General features: G+C 67.4%; 10 protein-coding genes. All 10 read left to right on the top strand.

The genetic code is table 11. The features are described 5' to 3' along the window. Nucleotides 1-104: 104 nt before the first annotated feature. The 10 genes from AB0J12_RS03725 (at nucleotide 105) to AB0J12_RS03680 (ending at nucleotide 24,048) form a co-directional block, all read left to right on the top strand. Complete coding sequence (locus AB0J12_RS03725) at nucleotides 105-3,320, top strand: DEAD/DEAH box helicase (protein ID WP_363262532.1); 3,216 nt, start codon at nucleotides 105-107, stop codon at nucleotides 3,318-3,320. Continuing rightward, complete coding sequence (locus AB0J12_RS03720; protein ID WP_363262531.1) at nucleotides 3,317-8,950, top strand: hypothetical protein; 5,634 nt, start codon at nucleotides 3,317-3,319, stop codon at nucleotides 8,948-8,950. Before AB0J12_RS03725 ends, AB0J12_RS03720 begins: the two co-directional genes overlap by 4 nt. Then, a complete protein-coding gene (locus AB0J12_RS03715; RefSeq protein WP_363262530.1) occupies nucleotides 8,947-15,768 on the top strand; it encodes a DEAD/DEAH box helicase in 6,822 nt (2,273 codons plus the stop codon). The genes AB0J12_RS03720 and AB0J12_RS03715 overlap by 4 nt, the downstream gene beginning before the upstream one ends. Continuing rightward, nucleotides 15,765-18,104 carry a UvrD-helicase domain-containing protein gene (locus AB0J12_RS03710; protein ID WP_363262529.1) on the top strand — a complete coding sequence of 780 codons (2,340 nt, stop codon included), beginning with the start codon at nucleotides 15,765-15,767 and terminating at the stop codon, nucleotides 18,102-18,104. Before AB0J12_RS03715 ends, AB0J12_RS03710 begins: the two co-directional genes overlap by 4 nt. A gap of 879 nt (nucleotides 18,105-18,983) precedes the next feature. Continuing rightward, entirely contained in the window at nucleotides 18,984-19,376 is a 393-nt protein-coding gene (locus AB0J12_RS03705) for a hypothetical protein (protein ID WP_363262528.1), read from the top strand. Nucleotides 19,377-20,305: 929 nt separating this feature from the next. Beyond that, entirely contained in the window at nucleotides 20,306-20,821 is a 516-nt protein-coding gene (locus AB0J12_RS03700; RefSeq protein WP_363262527.1) for a hypothetical protein, read from the top strand. Nucleotides 20,822-20,835: 14 nt separating this feature from the next. Continuing rightward, complete coding sequence (locus AB0J12_RS03695; RefSeq protein WP_363262526.1) at nucleotides 20,836-21,669, top strand: AAA family ATPase; 834 nt, start codon at nucleotides 20,836-20,838, stop codon at nucleotides 21,667-21,669. 139 nt (nucleotides 21,670-21,808) lie between these two features. Further along, nucleotides 21,809-22,204: a hypothetical protein gene (locus AB0J12_RS03690; protein ID WP_363262525.1), complete on the top strand. Its 396-nt coding sequence runs from the start codon at nucleotides 21,809-21,811 to the stop codon at nucleotides 22,202-22,204. A gap of 490 nt (nucleotides 22,205-22,694) precedes the next feature. Then, nucleotides 22,695-23,549 (top strand): helix-turn-helix transcriptional regulator, encoded by an 855-nt coding sequence (locus AB0J12_RS03685; RefSeq protein ID WP_363262524.1) that lies wholly within the window; start codon nucleotides 22,695-22,697, stop codon nucleotides 23,547-23,549. Nucleotides 23,550-23,646: 97 nt separating this feature from the next. Further along, nucleotides 23,647-24,048 carry an ATP-binding protein gene (locus tag AB0J12_RS03680; protein WP_363262523.1) on the top strand — a complete coding sequence of 134 codons (402 nt, stop codon included), beginning with the start codon at nucleotides 23,647-23,649 and terminating at the stop codon, nucleotides 24,046-24,048. Nucleotides 24,049-24,061: the final 13 nt, after the last annotated feature.

Below are 24,061 nucleotides of genomic sequence, written 5' to 3'. Positions count from 1 at the left end.
AGGCCGACCCGTTACACCGGGACACGCGGTGGGCGAGAAGACTGTGAAGCGGCGGTAGGAACGGTATGCGGGACGTCAGGGATGACGAGGGAACGGAGCGGTTCGTGAGCGGTGCGGGGGCGGGCGACGGCATGGTGCCCGAGGGGCAGGGAACCTTCGACTCGGTGGACGGCTCGGTGGTCCGCGACCGGACCTCACCGGACGCTGAGTCCGGTGTTGGGCCGCGTTCCCGACGCCCCGGGTTCGCCCCGGGCTCTCAGGTCCTGGTGCGCGACGAGCAGTGGCTGGTGAAGAAGGTCGAGCCGACGAAGTACGACGGCTGGATGGTCGAGGCCTCCGGCGTCTCCTCCCTGGTGCGCGGCATGGACGCCGTCTTCTACGAGAAGCTGGACCACATCGAGCCGATCGACCCCGACAAGACCCGTCTGGTCGCCGACCCCTCACCGAACCACCGCAAGGCGCGCCTCTACCTGGAGGCCGTCATCCGCAAGACCGCCCTGCCGCAGACCGAGCACGGGCTCGCGCTGGTCGGCAACTTCCTCATGGACCAGCAGACGCACCAGCTCCGCCCCGCCGAGCTGGCCCTGTCGCAGGAGAACCCGCAGCCGCGCGTCCTCATCGCGGACGTGGTGGGCCTGGGCAAGACCCTGGAGATCGGCGTCCTCCTCGCCGAGCTGATCCGCCGCGGGCGGGGCGAGCGCATCCTCGTGGTCACCCCGGCGCACGTCTTGGAGCAGTTCCAGCGCGAGCTGTGGACCCGCTTCTCCGTCCCGCTCGTCCGTCTCGACTCCACCGGCATCCAGCGCATCCAGCAGGACATTCCGGCCGGCCGGAACCCGTTCGCCTACTTCAAGCGAGCGATCATCTCTGTGGACACCCTTAAGAGCGACGTCTACGCTCACCACCTGGAGAACACCGAATGGGACGCCGTCGTCATCGACGAATCCCACAACCTGGTCAACCGGAACACGAAGAACAATGCCCTGGCCCGCCTCCTCGCCCGCCGCAGCGATGCCTTCGTGCTGGCCTCCGCCACCCCGCACAACGGGGACGCGCAGTCCTTTGCCGAACTGATCGGCATGCTGGACGAGGCCGCGATCGCCGATCCGTCGTCGTACGACGTGAAGGACCTCAAACACCTCTACATCCGCCGCACCAAGACGGACCGTGAGGTACGCGACTCCCTCAAGGGCGAGTGGGCGGATCGCGGCCCGTCCAAGCCGGTGTTCGCCAAGGCGACCGAGAAGGAGGAGGCGGTCCTGGCGGAGCTCGCCGCGCGCTGGATCCCGAGTGACCCGGCGGCCTCCTCCGTGTGCGTGGACTCGATGGTCGCCTACAACCTGCTGAAGGCGTTCCTCTCCTCCCACCGAGCCTTCCAGACTTCCGTCGCCGCCCGGACCAAGACCCTCGAAAAGCCCTTGAAGGGCCGCAAGGGCCAGGATGCAGCGCAGATGGAGGCCGCACGCCAGATCGAACGGAAGGCGATCGTCGACCTCGCCCGCCTCGCGAACGATCTTGGCGACGACGACTCGTCCAAGCTCGACGCCCTAGTCAAGGTCCTGGAGGAGATCGGCGTGGGTCCCGGTTCGGACACCCGCGTCGTCGTCTTCTCCGAGCGCATCCCCACCCTGAAGTGGCTGGCCGACACCGTTCCGGCCCGGCTCGGCTTCCCGCGGACGAAGCAGCTGGAGCAGGGGGAGAAGGAATCCAAGCCGTGGAAGGCGTACGGCGGGGTCGTCGAGGTCATGCACGCCGACGCCTCCGGCGAGGAGGAGCAGCAGCGCATCGTCGAGGAGTTCGGCCTGGCCACGAAGCCCGTCCGGCTGCTGTTCACCGGCGACGTGGCCTCCGAGGGCGTCAACCTGCACCAGCAGTGCAACGAACTGATCCACTACGACCTCCCCTGGTCGCTGATCCGCATCGAGCAGCGCAACGGCCGCATCGACCGCTACGGGCAGAAGAAGAACCCCCGGTTCCGGGCGCTGGTCCTCACCAGCGACGTGGAGTGGCGCACCGACGACACGACAGGCGAGCCCCTGCCGCTCGACGACCGCCTTGTCGGCGCGAAGCTGCTCGCCCGCGAGGAGGAGGCCCACCGCATCGAGGGCACCGCGGAGGCGGTCACAGGGATCTACAAGGCGAAGGAGGAAGAGGACCGCCTCACCCGCGACCTCATCGCCGGCCGCACCGTCGAGGAGTCGATCAAGCAGTCGTCGTCGACGGCGGGCGGCGGAGCGAAGGCCATGCTCGCCAGGGCGATGGGCAACGTCGGAGCGAAGAAGCCGACGGACGACATCCCCCGAGCCACCGTGCCCAGCCTCTTCGGCACGGTCGGCAGCAGCACGGCCACCTCCGACTACTTCGACGAGGCCCTCCGCCAGGTCTGCCACCCCAGCACCCCCGACATCGCCCTCAAGCTCCGGCGCGAAGGCGACGGAACCATCGCCTTCCAGCCGCCGCCGGACCTCCTCCACCGTTTGAAGGCCCTGCCCAAGTCCTATCTGACCGAGCAGGAGATCCTCCCTACGGCGAACAAGGAGGCGCGCATCCGCCTCACCTTCGACAAGGGTCTCGCCGGCAAGCGCCTGAAGGTGGCCCGCGAAGAGTCCGACAGCCAGTGGCCGAACGTCAGCTACGTCTCCGATGTGCACCCCGTCCTGGACTGGGTCACCGACAAGGCGCTCGCCGCGCTCCGCCACGACGAGGCGTTCGTACTCGCCTTCGACCCGGACCGCGACAGGGCGGCCGACATCGATCCGGAGCTGCCCGCCGCGCTCGACGGCCCGGTCTACCTTCTCCAGGGCATCTACTCGAACAAGGCCGGACGCCCCACCGTCGTCGAGTGGATGGCCGTCACCGGCCTGCCCGACGCCCCCCGCACCTACCGGATGGACAACGCCTTCCTCGCCGCCTGCCGGGTCGGCCCGAGCATGCCGGGGCGCGCCGCTCCGGTGAACAAGGACCTCCTCCAGAGCTGGGTGCCGGCCGCGGTCGGCGAGGCGCGGCGATTCCTGGAGGGTCGTGAAGCCGCGTATGCGCAGCAGATCGAGGCCGTGCTCGCACCCTTCGAGAAGCGCGTCACCGAGTGGAAGCAGGCCGCGCTGTTCACCGCGGAGGCACGTCGCTCCCAGAAGAAGAAGAACGACGTGAACCTCACGGCCGACCGGCGCCGGACGCTGATCCGCTCCCTGCGCACGTCCGGCGCCCCGCTGCTGCGGCTCCTCGCCGTCCTCGAACCGCTCGCCGCCACCCCTGTACCGCCCACCGCCGGGTCCGCCGCGACCGACCTGCCCGACGCCGGAGAGACGACCGCCCGATGAGCACCGACTTTGACTCCTTCTCCAACCGCGGCGAGTACCTGTCCGCGCACTACTTCGCCGAGCAGCTCGCCGACGGCCTGAAGAAGGGCGTCTTCGCCGTCTGGGCCGACCGCGAGTCCGACGAGAACGACAAGCGGGCCACGCCGCGCGTCGCCCTGCGCGGCCTGCGCTCCGTCTACCTCGACGAGAAGTACCGGGGGTTTTTCGCCGAGCAGGCTAAGGCGGACGCCGAGGACAATGAGTACCCCGACAAGGACGGCTTCGAGGAGCGCCTCAACACCTACGAGGACGAGGAGTGGCGCGAGCGCGTCACCGAGTGGCACCGCAAGGTCCTCACCGCTCTCGGCTACCCGGGGACCGACGCCGAGGACGGTCCGCGCGAGCTGACCGTCCACCGTGCCGGACGCGACCACACGGTGAAGGTCGCCTGGCACGGTGACGGCATCGTCGCCGTCGACTGCGGCTGGTCCGCGAGCAACGACACCGCCCTGGACGCCGACGGCTACGGCCGTCTGCTCCACCCGCTGCGGACGGTGGGCAACGGCGAGACCTACGAGTCCGGCCACGCGCTCGCCACCTGGCTGTTCCAGAGCGAACTGGGCGGCGAGGGCGGCAGCGCCCCGCGCTTCGTCCTGCTGCTCTGCGGCGGTGTGATTGTCCTGGCCGACCGGCAGGCGTGGGGCGAGGGCCGCTACCTCGCCGTCAACCTCGACGCCGCCCTGGAGCGCTACGACCGCAAGCAGTACGGCGAACTCGCCACGATCGCAGGTCTGTTCAGCCACGACGCGCTCGCTCCGGCCGAGGACGGCAAGGGGCCCGCCATCGACGCCCTGGTCAAGGCGTCCCGGGACAACGCGGTCGGGGTCTCCGGCGAGCTGCGCCAGGGACTCCAGAAGTCCGTCGAGATCATCGCCAACGAGGTGCTGGCCCGGCTGGAAGAGACCGGTCTCGCACCGCGCGACCTCGAAAACCCCGGGGAACCGTTCGCCCGACAGCTCACCCGCGAGGCACTGCGCTACCTCTACCGCATCCTCTTCCTCCTGTACGCCGAGGCCCGCCCCGAACTGGGCATCCTCCCCGCCGACGACGGCACGTACGAGGCCGGCTACTCGGTGGCGCGACTCCGCGAGATCGTCGAGCGGGACGCCCAGCTCACGGACGAGACCGCCCGCAACGGCACCCACCTGCACGACTCCCTCGACCTGCTCTTCAACAAGGTCAACTACGGGCACCGCGAGTACGGCACCGAACCGTGGGACGAGCGCGACGGCGACGACGCCGAGACCCGCAAGAAGAAGGCCAAGCAGCGCAGCGAGGGGCGCGGTCTGCGCTTCGAACCGCTGCGCAGCGAACTCTTCGAGCCGGCAGCGGTGAAGCTTATCGGCCGCGGCACCCGCGACCCGCGCGGCGACGAGGACAGCCCCGAGGGCCCGGCCTGGCTCGATCTGCGTCTGCGTAACCGCGCCCTGCACGAGGTGCTGCGCCTGCTCACCATGAAGAAGGCCAAGCGGCGGGGCGAACGCGGCGGCTTCATCTCGTACCGCAACCTGGGCATCAACCAGCTCGGAGCGGTCTACGAGGGCCTGATGTCGTACACCGGCATCATCGCCGAGGAGGAGCTGAGCGAGGTCGCCAAGGGTGGCGACCCGGAGAAGGGGTCGTGGCTCGTCCCCTCGCACCGGCTCAAGGAGTACGACGAGAAGACCTGGGTCCAGTACGACGAGCGGGACCGTGAGGAGAAGGGCCTGCGCGGGCCCAAGAAGTACCCGGCGGGCACGTTCGTCTACCGCCTCGCCGGTCGTGACCGGGAGACTTCGGCGTCCTACTACACTCCCGAGTCCCTGACGAAGGTCACCGTCGAACTGGCCCTGAAGCACCGCTTGGACCAGGATAACGACGAGGCCGGGAACGTCATTAAGACGCGGGCCTCCGAGCTGCTCAAGTACCGCATCTGCGAGCCGGCGCTCGGCTCCGGGGCGTTCCTCAACGAGGCGATTAACCAGGTCGCCGAGGAGTATCTGCGCCGGAGGCAGGACGAGCTGGGCCGCTCGATCCCGACCGCGCAGGCGCTGACGGAGAAGCAGAAGGTCAAGGCGTACATCGCGCTGCACAACGCATACGGCGTGGACCTGAACCGGACGGGCGTCGAGCTGGCCGAGGTCTCGCTGTGGCTCAACACCATGCACCCGGGGATGCGTGCGCCCTGGTTCGGGCTGCACCTGCGGCGGGGCAACTCACTGGTCGGCGGGCGGCGGGCGGTGTACGCGGCGGAGGATGTCGCCCCGCAGAAAGGCAAGCCCGGGTGGCTGAAGGACAACGGCACCCAGGCGCCGACGCGCCTGCCGTTCCGGGACAACGAGGCGGGCGGGCAGGAACTGCCGCTGCCGGACGGGGCGGTGCACCAGTTCCTGCTGCCGACGCCGGGCTGGGCGGCCGTGACGCGGGCGGGCGGTGACGCTAAGAAGCTGCTCGGGCAGCTCGCCGGCGATGGCGTGGAGCAGCTGCGGGATTGGAAGAAGGGCGTCCTTCAGAAGCCTGAGCGGAAGTACACGAAGGCCGGTACGCCGAGGATCGACCCGAAGACCAAGGGAGAAGTTGCCTCCCAGTACACCAGGCTGAGGGATGCGGCCCGGCGTGCGGAGTTCCTGTGGAAGCTCGTCGTCAAGCGGATGGAGCTGTCGGAGCGGGAGATCGCCCGCAGCATCGACGTCTGGGAAGCCGACCCGAAGGACGAGGAGTTCGCGTTCCTGCGCCGGGCCGAGAACGGCGGTGCGACACGGCTGTCGAAGGAGAAGGTCTATGCGGACCTCTTCAACGCCGTGGACACGCCGTACTGGCGGCTGAAGCAGGTGATGGACGCCTGGTGTGCGCTGTGGTTCTGGCCGGTGGACAAGGTCGGTCTGCTCGACGGTACGGACGGGGAGTACGCGGCGGAGTCCGTCGACGTGGAGGAGCTGCTGAGCGGGGTCGGGGATCCGGCGACGCCTCAGGCAGCGCCGCAGGAGGTACGGCCGAGTAGCGCCCCTGCGCCTGCTCCTGCCGCGAGCAAGCCCGCGCCCCGGTTCGCTCAGGCGGGGTTGCTCTTTCAGATGGCCGGTGATCAGCCCTCCTTCGATGACGCGAACATGGAGGCGGAGGGGGACTACTTCTACGAGGTGCAGAAGGCCGGCGGGGTCCCGAAGCAGCGCAAGAAGCCGACCGGTCCCGCGCCGAAGCGCCGCCGCCCTGTCATTCCGCTCAAGGACCTGAACGACTGGCTGGACTTCTTGGAGTCCATGCTCGGGGTTGGTCCGGTGCCGGACGGCAGTATTGGATCCGACCTTGACAACCTCAAGGACTTGGGGGAGTACGAGAAGCTGCTCCTCGACGAGATGTGGATGGACCGCACTGACCCCGAGGCGCGCTATCCCTGGATGGGGGTTGTGAGGGAAATCGCGGAGGAACAGGGCTTCCTGCACTGGGAGTTGGACTTTGCGCACGCCTTTGTGGAGGGGGGCGGGTTCGATCTTCAGGTGGGGAATCCGCCGTGGGTGCGGCCGGAGTGGAAGGAGAACTCCGTCATCGCGGAGTTCGAGCCGTGGTTCATGCTGACGGAGAAGCCTCCGGCGGCTGAGAAGCAGCGGCGACGGACGGCTGAGCTGGCCAAAACTGAGGTGGTCACGTACGCACTGGGTGAGGTGACGACCACGGCGACGATGGCAGACTATCTGGCGGCGCCGGAGGTGTATCCGCTGGTTTCGGGTCAACCGGATTTGTACCGCGCGTTCATGTGCCAGGTGTGGGACCACACCGCTGCCTTCGGCAGCGCGGGATTGATCCATCCTGACACCCACTTCAACGGAGACAAGGAAGCCGACCTCCGTGAGGGCGCCTACCGCAGACTGCGGATGCACGGCGACTTCGTCAATGCGGGCAACCGGTTCTTCCCACCACCCGTCGGCCGGTCCAGTCACTTCGGCGTCCACATCTACGGCACTTGTGGGGAGATCGATTTCCAGCACCTGTCCTGGCTCTTCTCGGTTGACGCGTTCCGGCTGTCCGCAGCACACGACGGCAATGGAGATGTGCCGGGTGTGAAGTTCGACGGCGACTGGGACGAGCGACCGCACAGCAAGCGGGTCGTCCGGGTCACCACAGCCACCCTGGCGCGCTGGCAGAAACTTTCGGGTGAGCAGGACGTTCCGGTGGAACGAGCACGACTTCTTACCCCGGTCAGTACGGCTGAGGACCCTGCCATTGACGCGCTCGCGGGGTATCCGCTGCGGCTCGGCGCTCTGTCACCGCAAATTACGCGCGGGTTTGATGAGAGCGGCGCGAAGAAGTCCGTCTACGGTCCCGATAAGGACAAGCCCCTGATCGACTACAACAAGAACCTCGCGGACAGTGAGGACTTCCAGGCAGACACCTGGAAGGACGTCATTCTCAAGGGACCGCAGATCGGTGTTGCCAACCCGTTCTTCAAGCAGCCCAGCCAAGGCGGTGGCGAGGTACGTGGGCTCAACCACCTGGAGCTGTCTTCTGACGCGATTCCGGAGTCGGAGTACCGACGGGTAGTTGACGACGCCACGTATCGGGGTGAGCAGGACCGGTGGCTGGACCATGCAGAGCTGGAGCGGTTGCGTTCTTCGGATGACGAGATCCGCGCGGTTAAGGGGACGCTGGCTGAAAAGGTGGGGTGCCTGCCGCGGGAGGTCCCGTTCGAGTTGGTGGACCAGGTATTCGTGGCGCGGGCGACGAAGCCTTACACGGAGTTCTACCGCTTGGCGTGGCGAAACCAGATTGCGCCGGACACTGAGCGGGCGCTCTACGTGTCGCTACTTCCCCCCAAGCCCAGTCATGTAGGCGGCTTGCGGAGTGCTTCTGCGGTGAACAACGCTGGAACGGCGCTTGTCAGCGGCATGTGGTCGTCACTTCCACTGGACTATTTCTTGCGCACCACCAATGTTTCCCATCTGCACGAAACCCGCTCGAAGTCGCTGCCAGCACCCCAGAGCGACCACCCCCTAGCCCCCGCCCTACTCCTCCGCAGCCTCCGCCTGAACTGTCTCACCACCGCCTACGCCGACCTCTGGAAGGAACTGCACGACCCCACCTGGGCCGACCACGAGCCCTGGGCACGCCCCTGGCCTCTGATGTCGACGAAACTCAACGAGACCACCCCCACCTGGCAGCGCGACACCCCCCTTCGCACCGAGTACGCCCGCCGCGCCGCCCTCGTCGAGATCGACGCCCTCGTAGCCGTCTGGCTCGGCATCGACGCCGACACGCTCATCACCATGTACAGGGCCCGCTTCCCGATCATGCAGGACTTCGACCGCGTGACCTGGTTCGACGCCGCCGAGCGCAAGATCGCCGGTGACCGCTACACCTACGGCCACGGCCAGGACAGGGACCACTGGAAGCAGTTCGAGAAGTACATGGCCGACCCTGGCTTCAAAGCCCACCAGGAAGACCCGGCCAACAACCCTGCCCCCCAGACCCCCGTCCCCGACGGCTACACCGCCCCCTTCTACAAGGCCGACCGCGAGACGGAAATGCGTGAAGCCCACGCCTACTTCAAAAAGCGGCTGGACGGCGCCGTGGCCGCAGGCCAGTGGGATCCGGTCAAGCAGGAGGTGCCGAAGCCGTGAGGCCGACGCTCGAAGCGGAGGGGTTGAAGGAGAGCCTGCTCCAGTACCTCTCCACCACCTACGCGCTGACCGACGAGGGCGCGCGGAAGGCGCTGCACAGGTTCCTCGGGGACGACAACTCCGGCATGTTCCGGGGACCGTTCCTCCGCCTGCGCACGCCCTTCGTCCAGGCCGACGCCTCGTGGGAGCAGTACCTCGACTGGCGACGCACGGACGACTGGACGCCATACGCCCATCAGGCCGTAGCCTTCGAGCGACTGTCCTCCGCCGGCGGCCGGATACCCCGGCCGACCCTCGTCACCACCGGTACCGGATCCGGTAAGACGGAGTCCTTTCTCTACCCGGTGCTCGACCACTGCGCCCGCGAACGAGCGGCCGGGCGCGGCGGTGTCAAGGCCGTGTTCCTGTACCCGATGAACGCCCTCGCCACCGACCAGGCGCAGCGCATCAACGGGCTCCTCACCGACCACCCGGAACTCAGCAAGGTCCGGGCCGGTCTCTACATCGGTGAGCGCGCGGCCACCCGGTACGGGCGGGTGTACACCGACCGGTACGACATGCAGGTCACGCCGCCGGACATCCTCATCACCAACTACAAGATGCTGGACCTGCTGCTCCAGCGCGCCGACGACGCCGCGATGTGGGCGGGTTCCGACATCCGGTACGTCGTCGTCGACGAGTTCCACACCTACGACGGCGCGCAGGGCACGGACGTGGCCATGCTCCTGCGCCGGCTCGCCTCCGCCGTCGGAGCCTCCGAGAAGGGCCGCCCGCTCGGGCATATCTGCCCGGTCGCCACCTCGGCGACCCTCGCCTCCGGTACGGATGCCGACGGGGCGCGGCAGTTGCTCGACGTGGCGACCCAGGTGTTCGGCACCGAGTTCACTCCCGACGCCGTCGTCGGTGAACAGCGTCTCACCGTCGACGGGTTCGTACCCAGCGGCGACTTCGACCCGCTGCTGCCCACGCCGACCCCCGACGAGTTGGCGGCCCTGCCCGACCCCACGCTCGGCGAGGACGAGTTCGCCGCACTCGCCGAAGCCGTCACCGGCAGCCGGGACACCGATCCGTTCACGCTCGGCCGGGTGCTGAAGCGACACGCCCTGACCGCCGCCGTACTGCACGCCTTGGACGGGCAGGTGCGTACCGTGCCCGAGATCCTCGACCTGATGTGGCGCCGCGGCGCCCAGGCGTGGGGCCGCACCATCACCCTGCGCCCCGAGGTCGCGGCCAAGGCGCTCGCCCGCTTCGTCGCGCTGCTCTCGGTCGCCCGCGATCCGGGGTCCACGCCCAAGGAGCCGCGTCCCTTCGTGCAGGTCGAGGTCCACCAGTGGGCCCGGTCGGTGTCCCGTCTCGTGCGGGGCGTGCTGCCGTGGCCCAAGGCCGAGTTCCAGTGGGACACCGCCGGCGCCCCCGAGACTTCCGAGGAAGCGACGGGGCGCACCGCGCCCGTCACCACGGCGACAGAGGGACAGTCCGCGAACCTGTTCCTGCCCGCGGTGTACTGCCGTGATTGCGGGCGTTCCGGCTGGGCGGTATTCACCCCGGAGTCCGACGACCTGGCCGTCGAGGTCGACACGCACAAGATCCGGCGGGCCTCGGTCAGCCAGGACAAGATGCGGGTGCGCAACCTCATCGCCGCCACCGACGGCGAGGCCCGGGAAGGCTCCGGAGCCGCGCCCATGGAAGGCGCGGGCCGCGCCGCCGGGCGCGCCGACGCCAACGCGCTCAGCGTGGCCGGGGCAGGTCAGCTCCGCGTCCTGGACGGTCCAAAGCGTCGGCTGCGGCTGCCCGATCCGGTGGCCGACTACGACCCCGAGACCGGCAGTCCCCGGCTGGCCGGTGCCGACTCGGCGTTCGTCCTCGTCTACCTGGGGGAGACCGCGACCACCGCCGCCGAGGAGGACTGGTGCCCGGCCTGCGGCTCGCGCAACACCGTCCGCTTCCTCGGTACCGGCGCCGCCGCGCTCGCCGCCGCCTCCGTCACCCAGCTGTTCACCGGAGGTGAGCTGGACAAGAAACAGGGCGAGACCAAGACCCTGATGTTCAACGACTCGGTGCAGGACGCCGCGCACCGGGCCGGTTTCGTCGCGAGCCGTTCGTACACCTTCTCCCTGCGCGCCCTGTTCAAGAGCCACCTCTCCGAAGACGCCCCGACCGCGCTCAACGACCTGATCGCCGACGTCGTCGCCGCGACCACCGACCGCATCACGCTCGCCGCCGTCGTCCCCACCGACCTGCACGACATCAAGGGGGTCAAGAAGCTCCTCTCCGGTCAGGGCCGAGGCGGGGACTACAAGACCTGGGACCTGATCGGGGAGCGGTTCGCGTTCGAGGCGCTGATGGAGTTCGGCTTCCGCTCCCGCAACGGACGTACGCTCGAACTCACCCGTACCGCCGCCGCCCAGGTACGCATAGCGGACCCGACCGCCGCCGTCGAGATCGTCCGCACCGCGCACACCGCCCCCTACGGCAAGGGCGGCCAACTACCCGTCCCCGACGCACTGGACGACGACCGGTACCTCGGGTTCCTGCGCATCTTCCTGGAACGGCTGCGGACCCGCGGCGCCATCGGCCACCGCTGGCTGGACGGCTACCTGAAGGAGGCGGGAACCAGCCGCTACTTCATCTGGGGCAAACGGCCCGTCGGTATGCGGGCCTTCCCCAAGGGCATCGCCGCGCCCGTGTTCCTGCTGAGCGCGCCGAAGTCGAGGAGCGAGTTCGACTTCGCCACCGGACGCCTCTCCTGGTACGAGCGGTGGGCCCAGCGCAGCCTCGGCCTGCCCCGTGAGCAGGCCGCCGAGTTCTGGTCCCGCCTGCTGCCCGAACTCGTCACCGCCGGGCTGCTCGCCGTACGCACGCCCGAGGACAGCAGTCTCCGGATCTACGGGCTCAAGCCGGGTGCCATCGACGTCCGGCTCCTGAAGGACGACGAGGTCAACGAGGCGTTCGTCCGCTGCCCGTCCTGCTTCTGGGAGCAGACCGTCCACCCCGACCTGCTCGGTCAGTGGGACGACCAGAAGTGCCCCGCCTACCGCTGCCGCACGGGCCGGCTCGTCGCCGGAACTCGGCCGGAAGGGCTCGGCCGGCACCAGCGCGACCGCGACTATCGCGAGGACTACTACCGCAGGCTCTACCGCAAGGCCGGCACCTACCAGGTGATCACCGCCGAGCACACCGGCATGCTCACCCGACCGGAACGCGAACGGGTGGAGGCGGCGTTCCGAGACGGCAGCGGGTTCAAGGACCCCAACGTGCTGTCCTGTACGCCCACCCTGGAGATGGGCATCGACATCGGCGACCTGTCGGCGGTCGTGCTGGCTGCCCTGCCCCGCCGCGCCGCCAACTACGTCCAGCAGGTCGGCCGCGCCGGACGGCGCACCGGCAACGCCTTCCTCCTCACCATCCCCGACCGCAGTCGCCGGGACCTGTACTACCTCGACCAGCCCCGCGAGATGATCGCCGGTCAGATCGTGCCGCCGGGCAGCCACCTGTCGGCCATCGAGATCCTGCGCCGGCAGTACCTCGCCCACCTCCTCGACCTCGCCGCACAGGGCAGGCTGAAGCGCCCCGACGGGCGGGCACTCGCCCCGATCCCCCGTGAGGCGCCCGCCCTCTTCGGCCCCACCGGATACCTCGAAGACCTCGTGGAGGCCGCCCTCGCCGGTGCTGCCGAGCACGTGGAGGCCTTCCTCAACCTCTTCCCCACCGGCGTCAGCCCTCAGGCCGCCGACGAACTGCGCGACTACGCCAAGCGCAGGTTGCGCGGCACTGTCGAGGAGGCCGTACGGCAGTGGAAGCGCGGGGAGGAGGAGCTGCGCCGCAGGCTCACCTTCATCGACGAGGCCGTCCGCGAACTGCACGAGGACGACGATGAGCAGCGCGTCCGCAAGGCGGAGCTCGAGGCGGAGCACCGGGCGGTCGGCCGGCGCCTGATGAAACGCGGCAACGTGACCGCCCAGCAGGCACTCTGCGACCTCGGCCTGCTGCCGAACTACGCCCTCCTCGACGCCGTCACCACCCTCAACGCCACGCTGTACTGGCCCGACGGCACCGACCCGAAGACGGGCCGGGAACGCTTCGACTCCAAGATGCGCCCGTACGAGCGGCCCCAACGCTACGCGCTGTCCGAACTCGCACCCGGCAACACCTTCTACGTCAACGGCTACAAGCACCAGATCACCGGCATCGAGATCGGCAGCTCCACCCGGCCCGACTGGACGCCCTGGCGCTTCTGCCGTGAGTGCGGCTACGTCCGCACCGAGAACGCCGCCGAGGACCGCAGCCCGTGCCCGCGCTGCCACAGCACCGGCATCGCCGACGACGGATCCTGCCTCCACCACGTGATCGAACCGACCGTCGTCACCTCCCGCGACAAGCGCGACGACGCCCGGATCGGTGACGACAAGGACGACCGTGAGCAGCGCTTCTACTCCGTCATCGACGCGGTCGACTTCCCCGCGGAGCACATCGAGGCCAAGGCGTCCTGGCGTCACACCCGCGAGACCTTCGGCGTCGACTACTCCCGCAAGGCGGTCATCCGGAGGATCAACGTCGGCCCGCTCCGGTTCGACGCCCGCGCCGAGGAGGAACTGGCCGGACACGACGTCCGGCTGGCGCCCTTCCACGTCTGCACCGCGTGCGGGGCGGCGAGCGCCGACGGCAAGCCCGTCTTCGACCACGACACCGACGCCCTCGACACCTCCGCCGTACGCAACCTCGCCGTCAAGCACCACCAGCCGTGGTGCCCGCTGCGCCGGGGCAAGAGGGGAGCGGACGCGCCGAAGCAGGAACCGGTACTCCTCGCCCACCAGCTCACCACCGAGGCCCTGCGCATCCTGCTGCCGGCCGCGACCGTACTCGTCGACGAGAAGGTCCACTCCTTCCGGGCCGCGCTGCGGCTGGGCGTCGACCGGCACTTCGGCGGAGACCCCGCCCACCTGGACACCACCCTCGCCACCATGCCCGACGCGGCCACCGGCGAGCGACGGCACTTCCTCGTCCTGTACGACCGGCTCCCCGGTGGCACCGGCTACCTGGACCGGCTCAAGAAGCCCGCCGCCCTGCGCGACACCCTCGCCGAGGCACGGGCAGTGCTGATGACCTGCCCCTGCAAGGAGGAGGGGCGCCGCGCCTGCCACCGCTGCCTGCACCGCCACTCCGAGGAGCGGCACCAGGACGCTGTGTCACGCCACGAGGCGCTGGAGATCATCAACAGTCTGCTCGGTCCCGTCGACGAGGACGGCCGTCCGCTCACCGACGACGAGGGGAACCTGGTCAGCTACTGGGCCACCGAGGAGATCCCGACAACCGCGGCGATCGGCCTGGACCGGCAGGTCGAGTCCGACCTGGAGGCCCGCTTCCTCGCCGCCCTGCGCGGCTGGAGCACCGGCCAGGACGACGCCTCCCTAGAGGAGAGCGGCACGCACAGCGGCAAGCTCCGCTTCGCCGGGGCCGCGGCCTGGCGCCTGACCGCCCAGCGCGACGAGGACTTCACCCGGACCGACTTCACCTTCGAGAAGACCGAGGGCACTCCCCAGAAGGTGCACGTCTTCCTCGACGGCCACCGCTACCACGCCACCCGCACGCACAACCGCATCGCGGCCGACTCCGCGAAGCGGGACGAGCTGCGGGCCGGGGGCGCCCTCGTCTTCCAGATCACCTGGGACGACCTCGAACTCTTCGAGAAGGGCGAGCGGGCCACCGTCCGCCCGGTGTGGCCGCCCTACCGGCGCACCGGCCAGGACACCGCCAAGGACTGGTACGAGGAACTCGGCGGCGACCGCGCCGACCTCGCCGACGCCGTCTTCGTCAACCCCATCGACACCCTTCTCGGCTACCTTCGCGACCCCTCCCGCACACGCTGGGGGCGGCGGGCGGAAGCACTGGTCGGCGGACTCCTAAGCGCACCTGAGCCGCTGGCCCAGAACGTCGACCCCGCCCAGGCCCGCGCGACGCTGCGCAGCGCCCTGAGCTCCCTGGCGAAGGGCGGGAACCCGACCGCCGACGTGGAACCCGTCACCGGGGACGGCGAGATCCTCGTCCTCTCCGCCACCGACGAGCACGACCTGCCCCTGCTCTACACCGTGGACCCCTCCGGAGGACCGGACGGCACCGCCAAGGTCGGCTGGGGCGCCCTCGCCGTACTCGACGACCAGGACGACGACCGGCTCGGCACCCCCGCACACAAACTCCGGTGGCGCTCCTGGCTCTACTGGTCCAACCTCCTGCAGTTCCTCGCCTTCAGCGGCGGCGACGGCGTGCAGCTCGCCGCCAGCCGGGCCGCCGACTTCGCCGTGGAGGCACTACGGGTCGGAGGCGGAGCCGGGGAGCTGGAGACGCTCGTCGCCCGGCTGCGTCCGGAGACGGAGACCGACGGCGCCACGGCTCCCGCGGACGTCACGGAGCCGACGGCGACCGACCGGCCCTCGATCCCCTCCTCCCTGGAACAGGCGGTCGAAGGCCTGCTCCGAGACGCCGCCTGGGACGAGGACATCCTCGAACTCCTCGAAGAGGACGAACCCGACTCCGACCTCACCCGACTGGCCAAGGCACTCGCCGCACGCGGCAAGAAGGCCCCGGCCTTCGGCTACGAACTGGGCGACCGCGGCTGGCAGGCCGACTTCGCCTGGCCCGACGCCCCCACCAAGGTGGCGGTGTTCGTCGACTCCGACACCCACGACAGCGAGGAGCGGCAGAAGCGGAACGCCGCCTACACCGGCGACGGCTGGACCGTGCGCACGGCAGCCGACTGGCTCGACCACCTCGACGCCCTGCTCACCCTGCTCCCGGACACGGAAGGCACCACCCACCGATGACCGCACGGCTCAGCCTGTACGAGAAGGCCGAACAGGAGCTGTACAAGCTCGACCGCTCGGTCAAGGGAAAGTTCTACGACTTCTCCCACCGCTTCCGGCAGGACCCCGACCACCCGGGTCTCGACCTCAAGCCGCTCAAGGGTGACGGCCGCGTCTACCGCGCCAAGATCGACCAGTCCTACCGCGCGCTCCTCGCCAAGATCGGCATCGACGAAGTCGGCCGCGAGAAGTGGCTGGTCGTCGCTGTCCGCCACCGCAAGCACGTCTACGAGGAACTCTCCGTCGCGATCAACCGCATCACCGGGGAGATCGAGTTCGTCGACCTCTCCGTGGTGGGCCAGAGCGTCCTCCAGCGGGCCGGGATGACGCTCACCCCGGCCGAGCAGCCCGAAACAGCGGACGAGCCGGAGACGTCCGCCCCCGTACCGGCCACCTCGGAACCCGCGGACGACGCCACCGCTGTGCCCGAGGCCGAGCCGCTCCTCGCCGGCCTCACCACCGAAGACCTCCGTGACCTCGGTGTCGCCGAACAGCTCATCGATCTCGCCCTCGCAGTCACCGAGAGCACCGAACTTGACGCCCTCGTCTCCGGCGCCCCCCTCCTCACCAAGGACATCCTGTACGGCCTCGCCGCCGGCCTGTCCATCGACGACGTCCGCAAGGAGATCACGGCCCCCGTCGACGTCGAACTCGACGAAGACGAGCGGCACGACCTGGACGCGGCGCTCGCCCGTACCACGGTCACCACCATCGACGACGCCCTCAAGGACATCATCGAGGAGGGCGACTTCCGGGCCTGGAAGGTCTTCCTCCACCCCGCCCAGGCCAAACTCGTCGACCGCCGCTACAATGGCCCGTTCCGGGTCTCCGGCGGCCCCGGCACGGGCAAGACCATCGTCGCCCTCCACCGCGTCAAGCACCTCGCCGAGCAACTGCCCCCCGGCCACAACAAGCCGATCCTGTTCACCACCTTCACCAAGAACCTCACCACCGACCTGCGTGCCCGTCTGGCGTCCCTGCTCGAACCCGAACTGCTGGCCCGCGTCGACATCACGCACATCGACCAGCTTGCCGCCCGCGTCCTCAACGAGAACACCGTCGCCGGAGCCGGGAAGCAGCGCATTTACGACAACGTCGCCCTGAACACCCTCCGCCAGGTCCTCCTCGAACTCGACGAGAAGCGCTGGGACGCGGAGTTCCTCTACGAGGAGTGGGAGCAGGTGATCCTTGGTCAGTCCCTCGGCACCCGCAAGGCGTACTTCGATGCGCGGCGAGCCGGACGCGGGCGGTCCGTCAGTCGGCCCGACCGGGCGCAGATCTGGAAGATCCTGGAGCAGTTCACCACCCGTCTCGACAAGGAGGGCCGCGAGACCTGGGGGCAGGCCGCCGAGCGCGCCGCCCGCTTCGAGATGCAGCGCGCCGCCAAGATCGAGCAGCGGCAGGAGTACAAGGACGAGATCGGCGGCAAGGACCTCGTCCACCGCGACGACGGCTCCGGCATGTACTACCTGGGCCACCGTTACAAGCACGTCGTCGTCGACGAGGCACAGGACCTCAGGCCCGCCCACTGGAAGATGCTCCGCGCCATGGTCGCGCCGGGGACGGACGACATGTTCATCGCTGGCGACACCCACCAGCGCATCTATGACCAGCAGGTCACTCTGGGCACTGTCGGCGTCAACATCCGCGGTCGCGCGGCCCGCCTCACCCTCAGCTACCGCACCACCCGCGAGATCCTGAACCGGGCCATGGAAGTGGTGAACCCCAAGAGCGCCCAGATCACCTTCGACGACCTCGACGACGGCACCGACACCCTCGACGGCTACCGCTCGGTCCTGCGTGGTCCGGCCCCCGAGCTCGTTCGGTGCGAGAGCTGGGACGACGAACTCGCCCAGCTCGCCACCACCCTCCGGACCTGGCGCCAGGACCTTGCCACCGGCGGAGCCGACGGCAAGGTCCGCGACCCCCGCGGCAACATCGCGGTGTGCGTGGCCGACCGCGAGGCCGTCAACCAAGTCATGTACTACCTGGTCACCGAGGCCGAGCTGACCGTCGCGGAACTCACCAAGGAGGGTGTCAAGGGAGACGGAGACATCCACATCGGCACCATGCACCGCTTCAAGGGCCTCGAATACCAGAGGCTCGCCATCGTCGGTGCCCGCGACGGCGTCATCCCCCGTGCGTCCGTCGTCCAGCGCTACCGCGACACGGACCCTCGGCGCCTCGCCCGCGAGGAACTGAAGGCCCGGTCACTGCTGTTCGTCGCGGCCACCCGCGCCCGCGACACCCTGCGCATCAGCTGGTACGGCAAGCCGAGCCCGTATCTGCCGAAGTAGCAAGTCAACCGCATGCAAGTCGCTCTGGCCAGGCGAAGCGTCGCTGACCCTGCGGGTCCAGTGCTACACCGGACTGACGACCGCTTTAGGAGTTCGATCTAACCCCGGCCTGGTCAGGCCTCGCCTCGTGCGTCGGTGCCGTCCGCGACCGTTGTGTGTCGCTCTTATCTGGGGTCGTTGATATCAGCGTTGGGTGTCAGCGGAACAGCTCCGGCACCGGACAGGCCTCCAAAGGTTCATCCGGCCGATCGGCCCAGCGCCACCAGACATGCCGACCAGTGCACCTCCATAGCGTCCGACACGTCCGCCGGCCATCGTCCTCCCGCTTGGAGAGGACGATGCCGCCGGACTTCATGGGCTGGCTGCACTCGGGACACGCCGGGGCGTCGTCGGTCATGCGGCGCACCCTAACGGAGCGACCGCTTCGTCCCGAAGCAACTTGGGCGGGGCTTCTGCCTTGGGCGATCGCGCCTCCTGCCTGCGTTGACGGTCCGCAGACGTCCGCGCTCGTCCGCCGCTGTTCGTCGGTGTTGTCACGCAGTTAGACACTCACGCGCCCTCTCAATGCGAACTATCGGCGGGGTGGTCATCGGGGTCCCGGTGCGTTGGTCAGTCGGTCACTGGGAGCTGTTGACAGTTGGCTGCGGTCGTAGCCGTTGCTGTACTCCGGTGCTGTACAGCAACGGCCCCGCTCGCTGGCTGGACGAGGCGTTTTGCGGTCGAGTGGCGGATCCTGGCTGAGGCTTCGATCCGTCGTTACGGTGGCCGCTACGTGGTCTGCGGGCAGGTTGGACGGAACAAGGAGTAGCGGTGACAGCGACTGGTAGGGCGGCGGGCCGATCCTGGCGTTGGTACGGCGCGGCTGCCCTGGCCTCAGCCGTGTTCCCTGCCGTGTTCGTGCAGGCGACGCTCCTCGCGAACTGGTACGTGGAACACCCGGTGATCGACCCCAGCGACGACTCACCTGGCGGCGGAAACATGGGGAACGTGATCGCCTTGCCGTTTTTTGCCGTCGCTGCGATCGTCTGCCTGCTGTTCCCGCTGCTCTGGGGGATCGCGGCGTTTCGCACGTGGAAGGGCGCGGCGGTGAAGGATCTCTCGGAGGTAACTACCGTCCTGCAGGGGGTCACCTCGCTGGTGGCCCTTCCGGTCGCCAAGACCCTGCCTTACCACTGGGCCGACGTCACATTCCTCGTCGCCGCAGGCCTGGTCGCACTGGGCATCGTCCTGAGGCCGCTCTGGTCGCGCTGGACAGGTCCTAAGCCGGCGTAGCGACACAACGGCGCCGGAGCCCTCAGCTTGGGAAGCTAAGGTGATCTAGGGCTCGCTGCTGGGCTGACCTGCTGCGGAAGGGCAACGCCGACCGGCGGCACGCCCGTTGCTTCCCCGGTGTTCCCCGTGGTTCCGCGCACGATCTGGCACGCCTGTGGCACGACCGCTTCCTTGTGGGCGGGCCCCCTTGGTACCAGGCGCTTAGAAGATGCGGGCACATGGCGGTCTGGCGCGCAGTCAACACGCGGCTGGCACCGTGCCGGGCTGCTGAGTGCAGTTGGTGTTCACCGTCGTTGCCGTCAGCGTTGCCGTCACTGCCGTCTGGACGAACCTGACTGACCATCGCATTAGGAGTTCAATCATCCCGCGTCGCGGCGTTGCCGAAACGGGCCTCAGTGGTCGCTGGTCGATCCCGTTCCGTCCGCTTCGGTCCGCCAACGTTTGCTGCCATTGACCGAGTTGGTGATGTCAGCCCGACGGTCTATGCGTCGATGGGCAACTCCGGTGCTGCTGTCGGGTTTGTCTGCCAGGTCCTGGAGGCCGTCACAGAGCGCGTTTTGGCGGTAGGTGCCGCGGCAAGTCGAAATGAGAGATGACATCGCCCAGACGCTCAGCTTGCGGAGCTGTGGTCATGCCGGGTGCACTGATTGGACGGTTGCCCGTTGTTCCATGCTCGATCTGGTGCGGTGTAATGCGGTCGGGATGACGGCCGCATCAATGGAGTGCTGCCTGGGATGCCTCGGGTTCGATAAGGCGAATACCGCTTATGGTCCACTCAGTGCAAAGCGACTTCTGGTTAGGAGGCCATATCTTACACCCGATGGCTAAAGGTCGCATTTGGAACCGCCCTCAGTTTACCGTTACCGATGCCCCCGCTGGACACGTTGAGAGCCAAGTGGGAATCTGTTGAGAGGGAGCAGTCGTCACCGGTGGCATCTAGCGAGTGGGGCAGCGGGGTGTTCAAAATGTTGCTGCTCGAATTTGCCTTGGGTCTAGCGCAATCAGTGCTAGGAAATGCCATCTCAGAAATGGTCAATGGACGACTAAAGAGTGCTCGTGAAGAGCAGCTAAGGAAAAGTGTAGAGGCAGAACTTAGCAGGCGGTCTCAGTTTGACGATGATGACATCGGCAGGATCGTGAAGCACACCGTCAAGGAGATATTCGCCGTGGCTGCCGCGGACCCCGATCTTGAAATCAAGGGGAAGGAAATAAGAATCACTCCGAAAGAGGAGGGTCGGCCTGAGCTGGAGGAAGTGGCCAGGCGCCTTCGTGCTTTGAAAGAGACTGTCGAGTATCGAAGGAATCAGTTGCATGAAGATCCCACGGCGCATTCTGAGCATATAGCAACCGAGTTCCTGAGGCCCCCGCCGAATGATATAGATTGGCAAGCGGAGATTCAAGGAATGCAGCGGCGCATTCGCAATCGTAGGCGCGCCCGACGTTGATGGAGGCGTTTAGCATGCGAGAGCTCATTCCAGCGAGATTCCGTCGAGAAATATTGCTCCATCTGTACAAGAACCTTATGCCGGAGGCTGGAGGCGGGGTGCCCTTGATACTTGGAATCCATGGCCCAAGTGGGCAGGGTAAGACGTATCAGTGCCACAAGGTGCTTGATGAGATAGATGCACACGTTTCCCTCATCTCCTGCGGTGAACTTGAGAGCGTGGATGCGGGCGAACCGGCTCGTGTTATTCGAGAGGCATATTTGGACTGCGCTTCCACGAGGTCCCAGAGCGCCGGCGGCTTCGGGCCAGCGGCCCTGGTGATCAACGATGTCGACGCAGCTGTAGGTCAGTGGGGGGAGCTCGTCCAGTACACGGTCAATAGGCAGAACGTTTTTGGCGAGCTAATGAATCTAGCGGATTCGCCAACTCTCGTGGAGCGGCAGCGAGTAAAGCGGGTTCCCGTAATATTGACGGGTAACGATTTCACGAAACTATATCCCCCCCTCGTGCGCTCTGGGCGCATGCACTCCTTTGTCTGGACTCCGACGGCGGAGGAGCGTAATCGGATACTAGAGTCGATATTCCCTGATCTGGCCGGTGCGGAAATTGCCCGGCTGTCGGAAAACTTCACTGAGCAGCCAATCGCCTTCTTCTCTCATCTGCGCTCTCAGATTTACGACGACCTCTTCTGGAATTATATTGAAGAAGTTGGAGTCCATGAATCCTTCTCGAGGATTAGTGCGGGGCAAAGCCCCCCGGGTAACGCCGTACTAAGCTTTGACGCTCTCAACTCTCTAGGGGTGGAAATGCTGGAAAAGGGGCGCTTGGTGGATCACCTGGTCGGATAGAGGGATCGAGATGGCCAGAACTACTACCAGAACTGTTACACGAACCTTCGCAAGAATGGACTTGATCGTAGTGCAAGTTCGTTGCGCATTGCGGCGGGTTGGCATAAGTGAATCTTCGATTGAAAACGCGGTTAAGGGCGTGAGGAAGAAGTATGTAGAGCACCTGCTCATTTATGGGACTGATCTGCTCGGCACTGTATGGTGCGAGCTTGATATAAAGATAGATTGGAGTCGCCACGAATTCCACATGGCGGCGGGGCGGACGACGGTGGGGATAGATTCACGGTGGCGGGATGGTGCGGCAATTGAAGTGGACGAAGCGGTTGACCTATTCGAAAAATGCATGGCGGCCAGGGGTCTCTCGCCGAAGGTGATGTACAGATACCCGGCGGGGGCGGACGTGCAGACCATAAGAAAGGAGTTGGGTACAGGACCTGGGGACCCCGTTAAATGGGCGGGTGTTGCCGAGGGGCCTCAGATGCGGGTGTCTGGACTGGACGAAGTAAGCGCCGGAATTCGCATATTCTTGGACTAGTGGCAGGTGTCACCGCAATAATATGGGATTGACATTTCGGTCGATGTCCGCACTCGGGGGTCGTAAACGACGAGGTCGGTGGAGCGGCTTTGGGCTGGAGCTGATTTGGCGCGAGTGATCATGGCCCATTACGCTAACCAGCGGATCGGGCAGGTTTGTGAGCCTGCCCGTTAGTGCCCGATCTTGGGCCGTGATCTTCGAGGCTCGCGCCAAATTGGCTGCCTAAAGCCGTGGAGCCGACCGCGCCCCAGCCACAGAGGGTTTCTCCCCACGACGTGCCCGCAGCCGCTGAGCGCGCCGCCGGGCGCGGCCAGCCGGGGCGAAGACAGGAGGCAGGCCGCGCCGCAGAGGCGGCGCGCGCCCGCGCCGTGCGCGGGCCTTGATGAGGTAGGGAAACCTGTAACAGGTAACAAGGATGAGGCGTTGGCGTCTGATGGGCACGCCCCCCGAGCGGCTAAACCGTACTCCTTCGTGGTGTAGAACCCTGGTCATGGGGAGTGAGCGGCAGGATCGAATCAAGGCGCTCGGAATGCGTCTTCGTGGGCTTCGTACCGAGGCTGGTCTGACTGGTGCCGTGCTGGCGCAGCTGGCCGGGGTCGGTCAACCGACCGTGTCGAAAGTGGAGACAGGCCGGATGGTCCCCAGCGCTGACGTCTTGGGTCGTCTGTCCCGCGCTCTCGGCCTCGATGAGACGACCGCTCGGGAGGTGCGTGACCTCCTGGCCGCGGTGGAAGCCGCACAGCACACACCCCAAGCCGCTGACGCAGGAGCGGCACTTGGCAGCGCTCTCGACGAGGCGGTGCGGTCCGCCCGACTCGTCCGTTCCTTCCAATGTGTCGTGCTGCCGGCCATGCTCCAGAGCGCTGAGTACGCCCGGCACGTCTTCGACAGTGCGCCAGCTGCCACACCCGAAGCGGTTGGCCATGCTGTCGCCGCACGTGTAGAGCGACAAAGCCTCTTGTACGAGCCGGGGCGCGAGTGGGTGTTCGTGTTGACGGAAGGTGCTCTTCGCACCTGGCCGGGCAGTCCCTCGCTCATGCTCGCCCAGCTTGACCGGCTGCTGGCTGTCGAGAGTCTGAGCACAGTTGGCCTCGGCGTCATCCCCTGGCGTCGGGCCGTACCCGTCATACCCATGCACGGGTTCAGCCTGTGCGACCGGGAGGCAGTGGTCGTCGAGACCATCCGCGGTGAGCACGTGCTGGACGACTCCGCTGACGTCGCCTCGTACGAGGGCACGTTCAGCAGCTTCGAGGAAGCCGCGACGTTCGGGGCCGGCGCGCGGGAACTGCTCCTGCAAGTGATGAACGACTTCCGGGCGCTGGGCGACGATACCGCCACCCGTTAGAGGAATAATTCCTCTGTATGCCTAGCCCGCTCGTCGATCCTGGGAATACTCTGCTGCCTGCATTGTCTAGCCCCCTAGACGCAGGAGGAGATTACTCATGCCCAAGAACTGGGGCCGTAGCTTTCCGGGCCAGCCCTGGCAGGTGGCCGAGGCTCGCCACTTCGTTGCCGCTCTGTTGGAGGGGGAGGCGCCTGACCTCGTTGATGACGCCGTCCTGGTCGTCGGCGAACTGGCGGCCAACGCTGTCGGGCACACGCGAAGCGGCTGGTATCGAGGCTGGTTCCTCGTGATCGTCGGCTTCGCGGACGACTTCGTACGCATCCAAGTCATCGACCAGGGCAGTGACGACGAACCCATGGTGCGCAGCGTGAACAGTTCGGTGGAGCAGGGTGGCCGCGGGCTGATGCTCGTCTCGGCCTGTGCGAAGGATTGGGGTGTGAAGGACCGGTCCGGCGGTGGGCGCTGCATCTGGGCCGACCTGGCGCGAGTGAGCGTCTGATGGCCGCCAGCGG

This window comes from Streptomyces sp. NPDC049915 (assembly GCF_040656475.1).
In the GTDB taxonomy this organism is placed as follows: Bacteria; Actinomycetota; Actinomycetes; order Streptomycetales; family Streptomycetaceae; genus Streptomyces.
The sequence above is the reverse complement of the archived record's forward strand: the minus strand, read 5'-3'. Positions and strand labels throughout refer to the sequence as shown.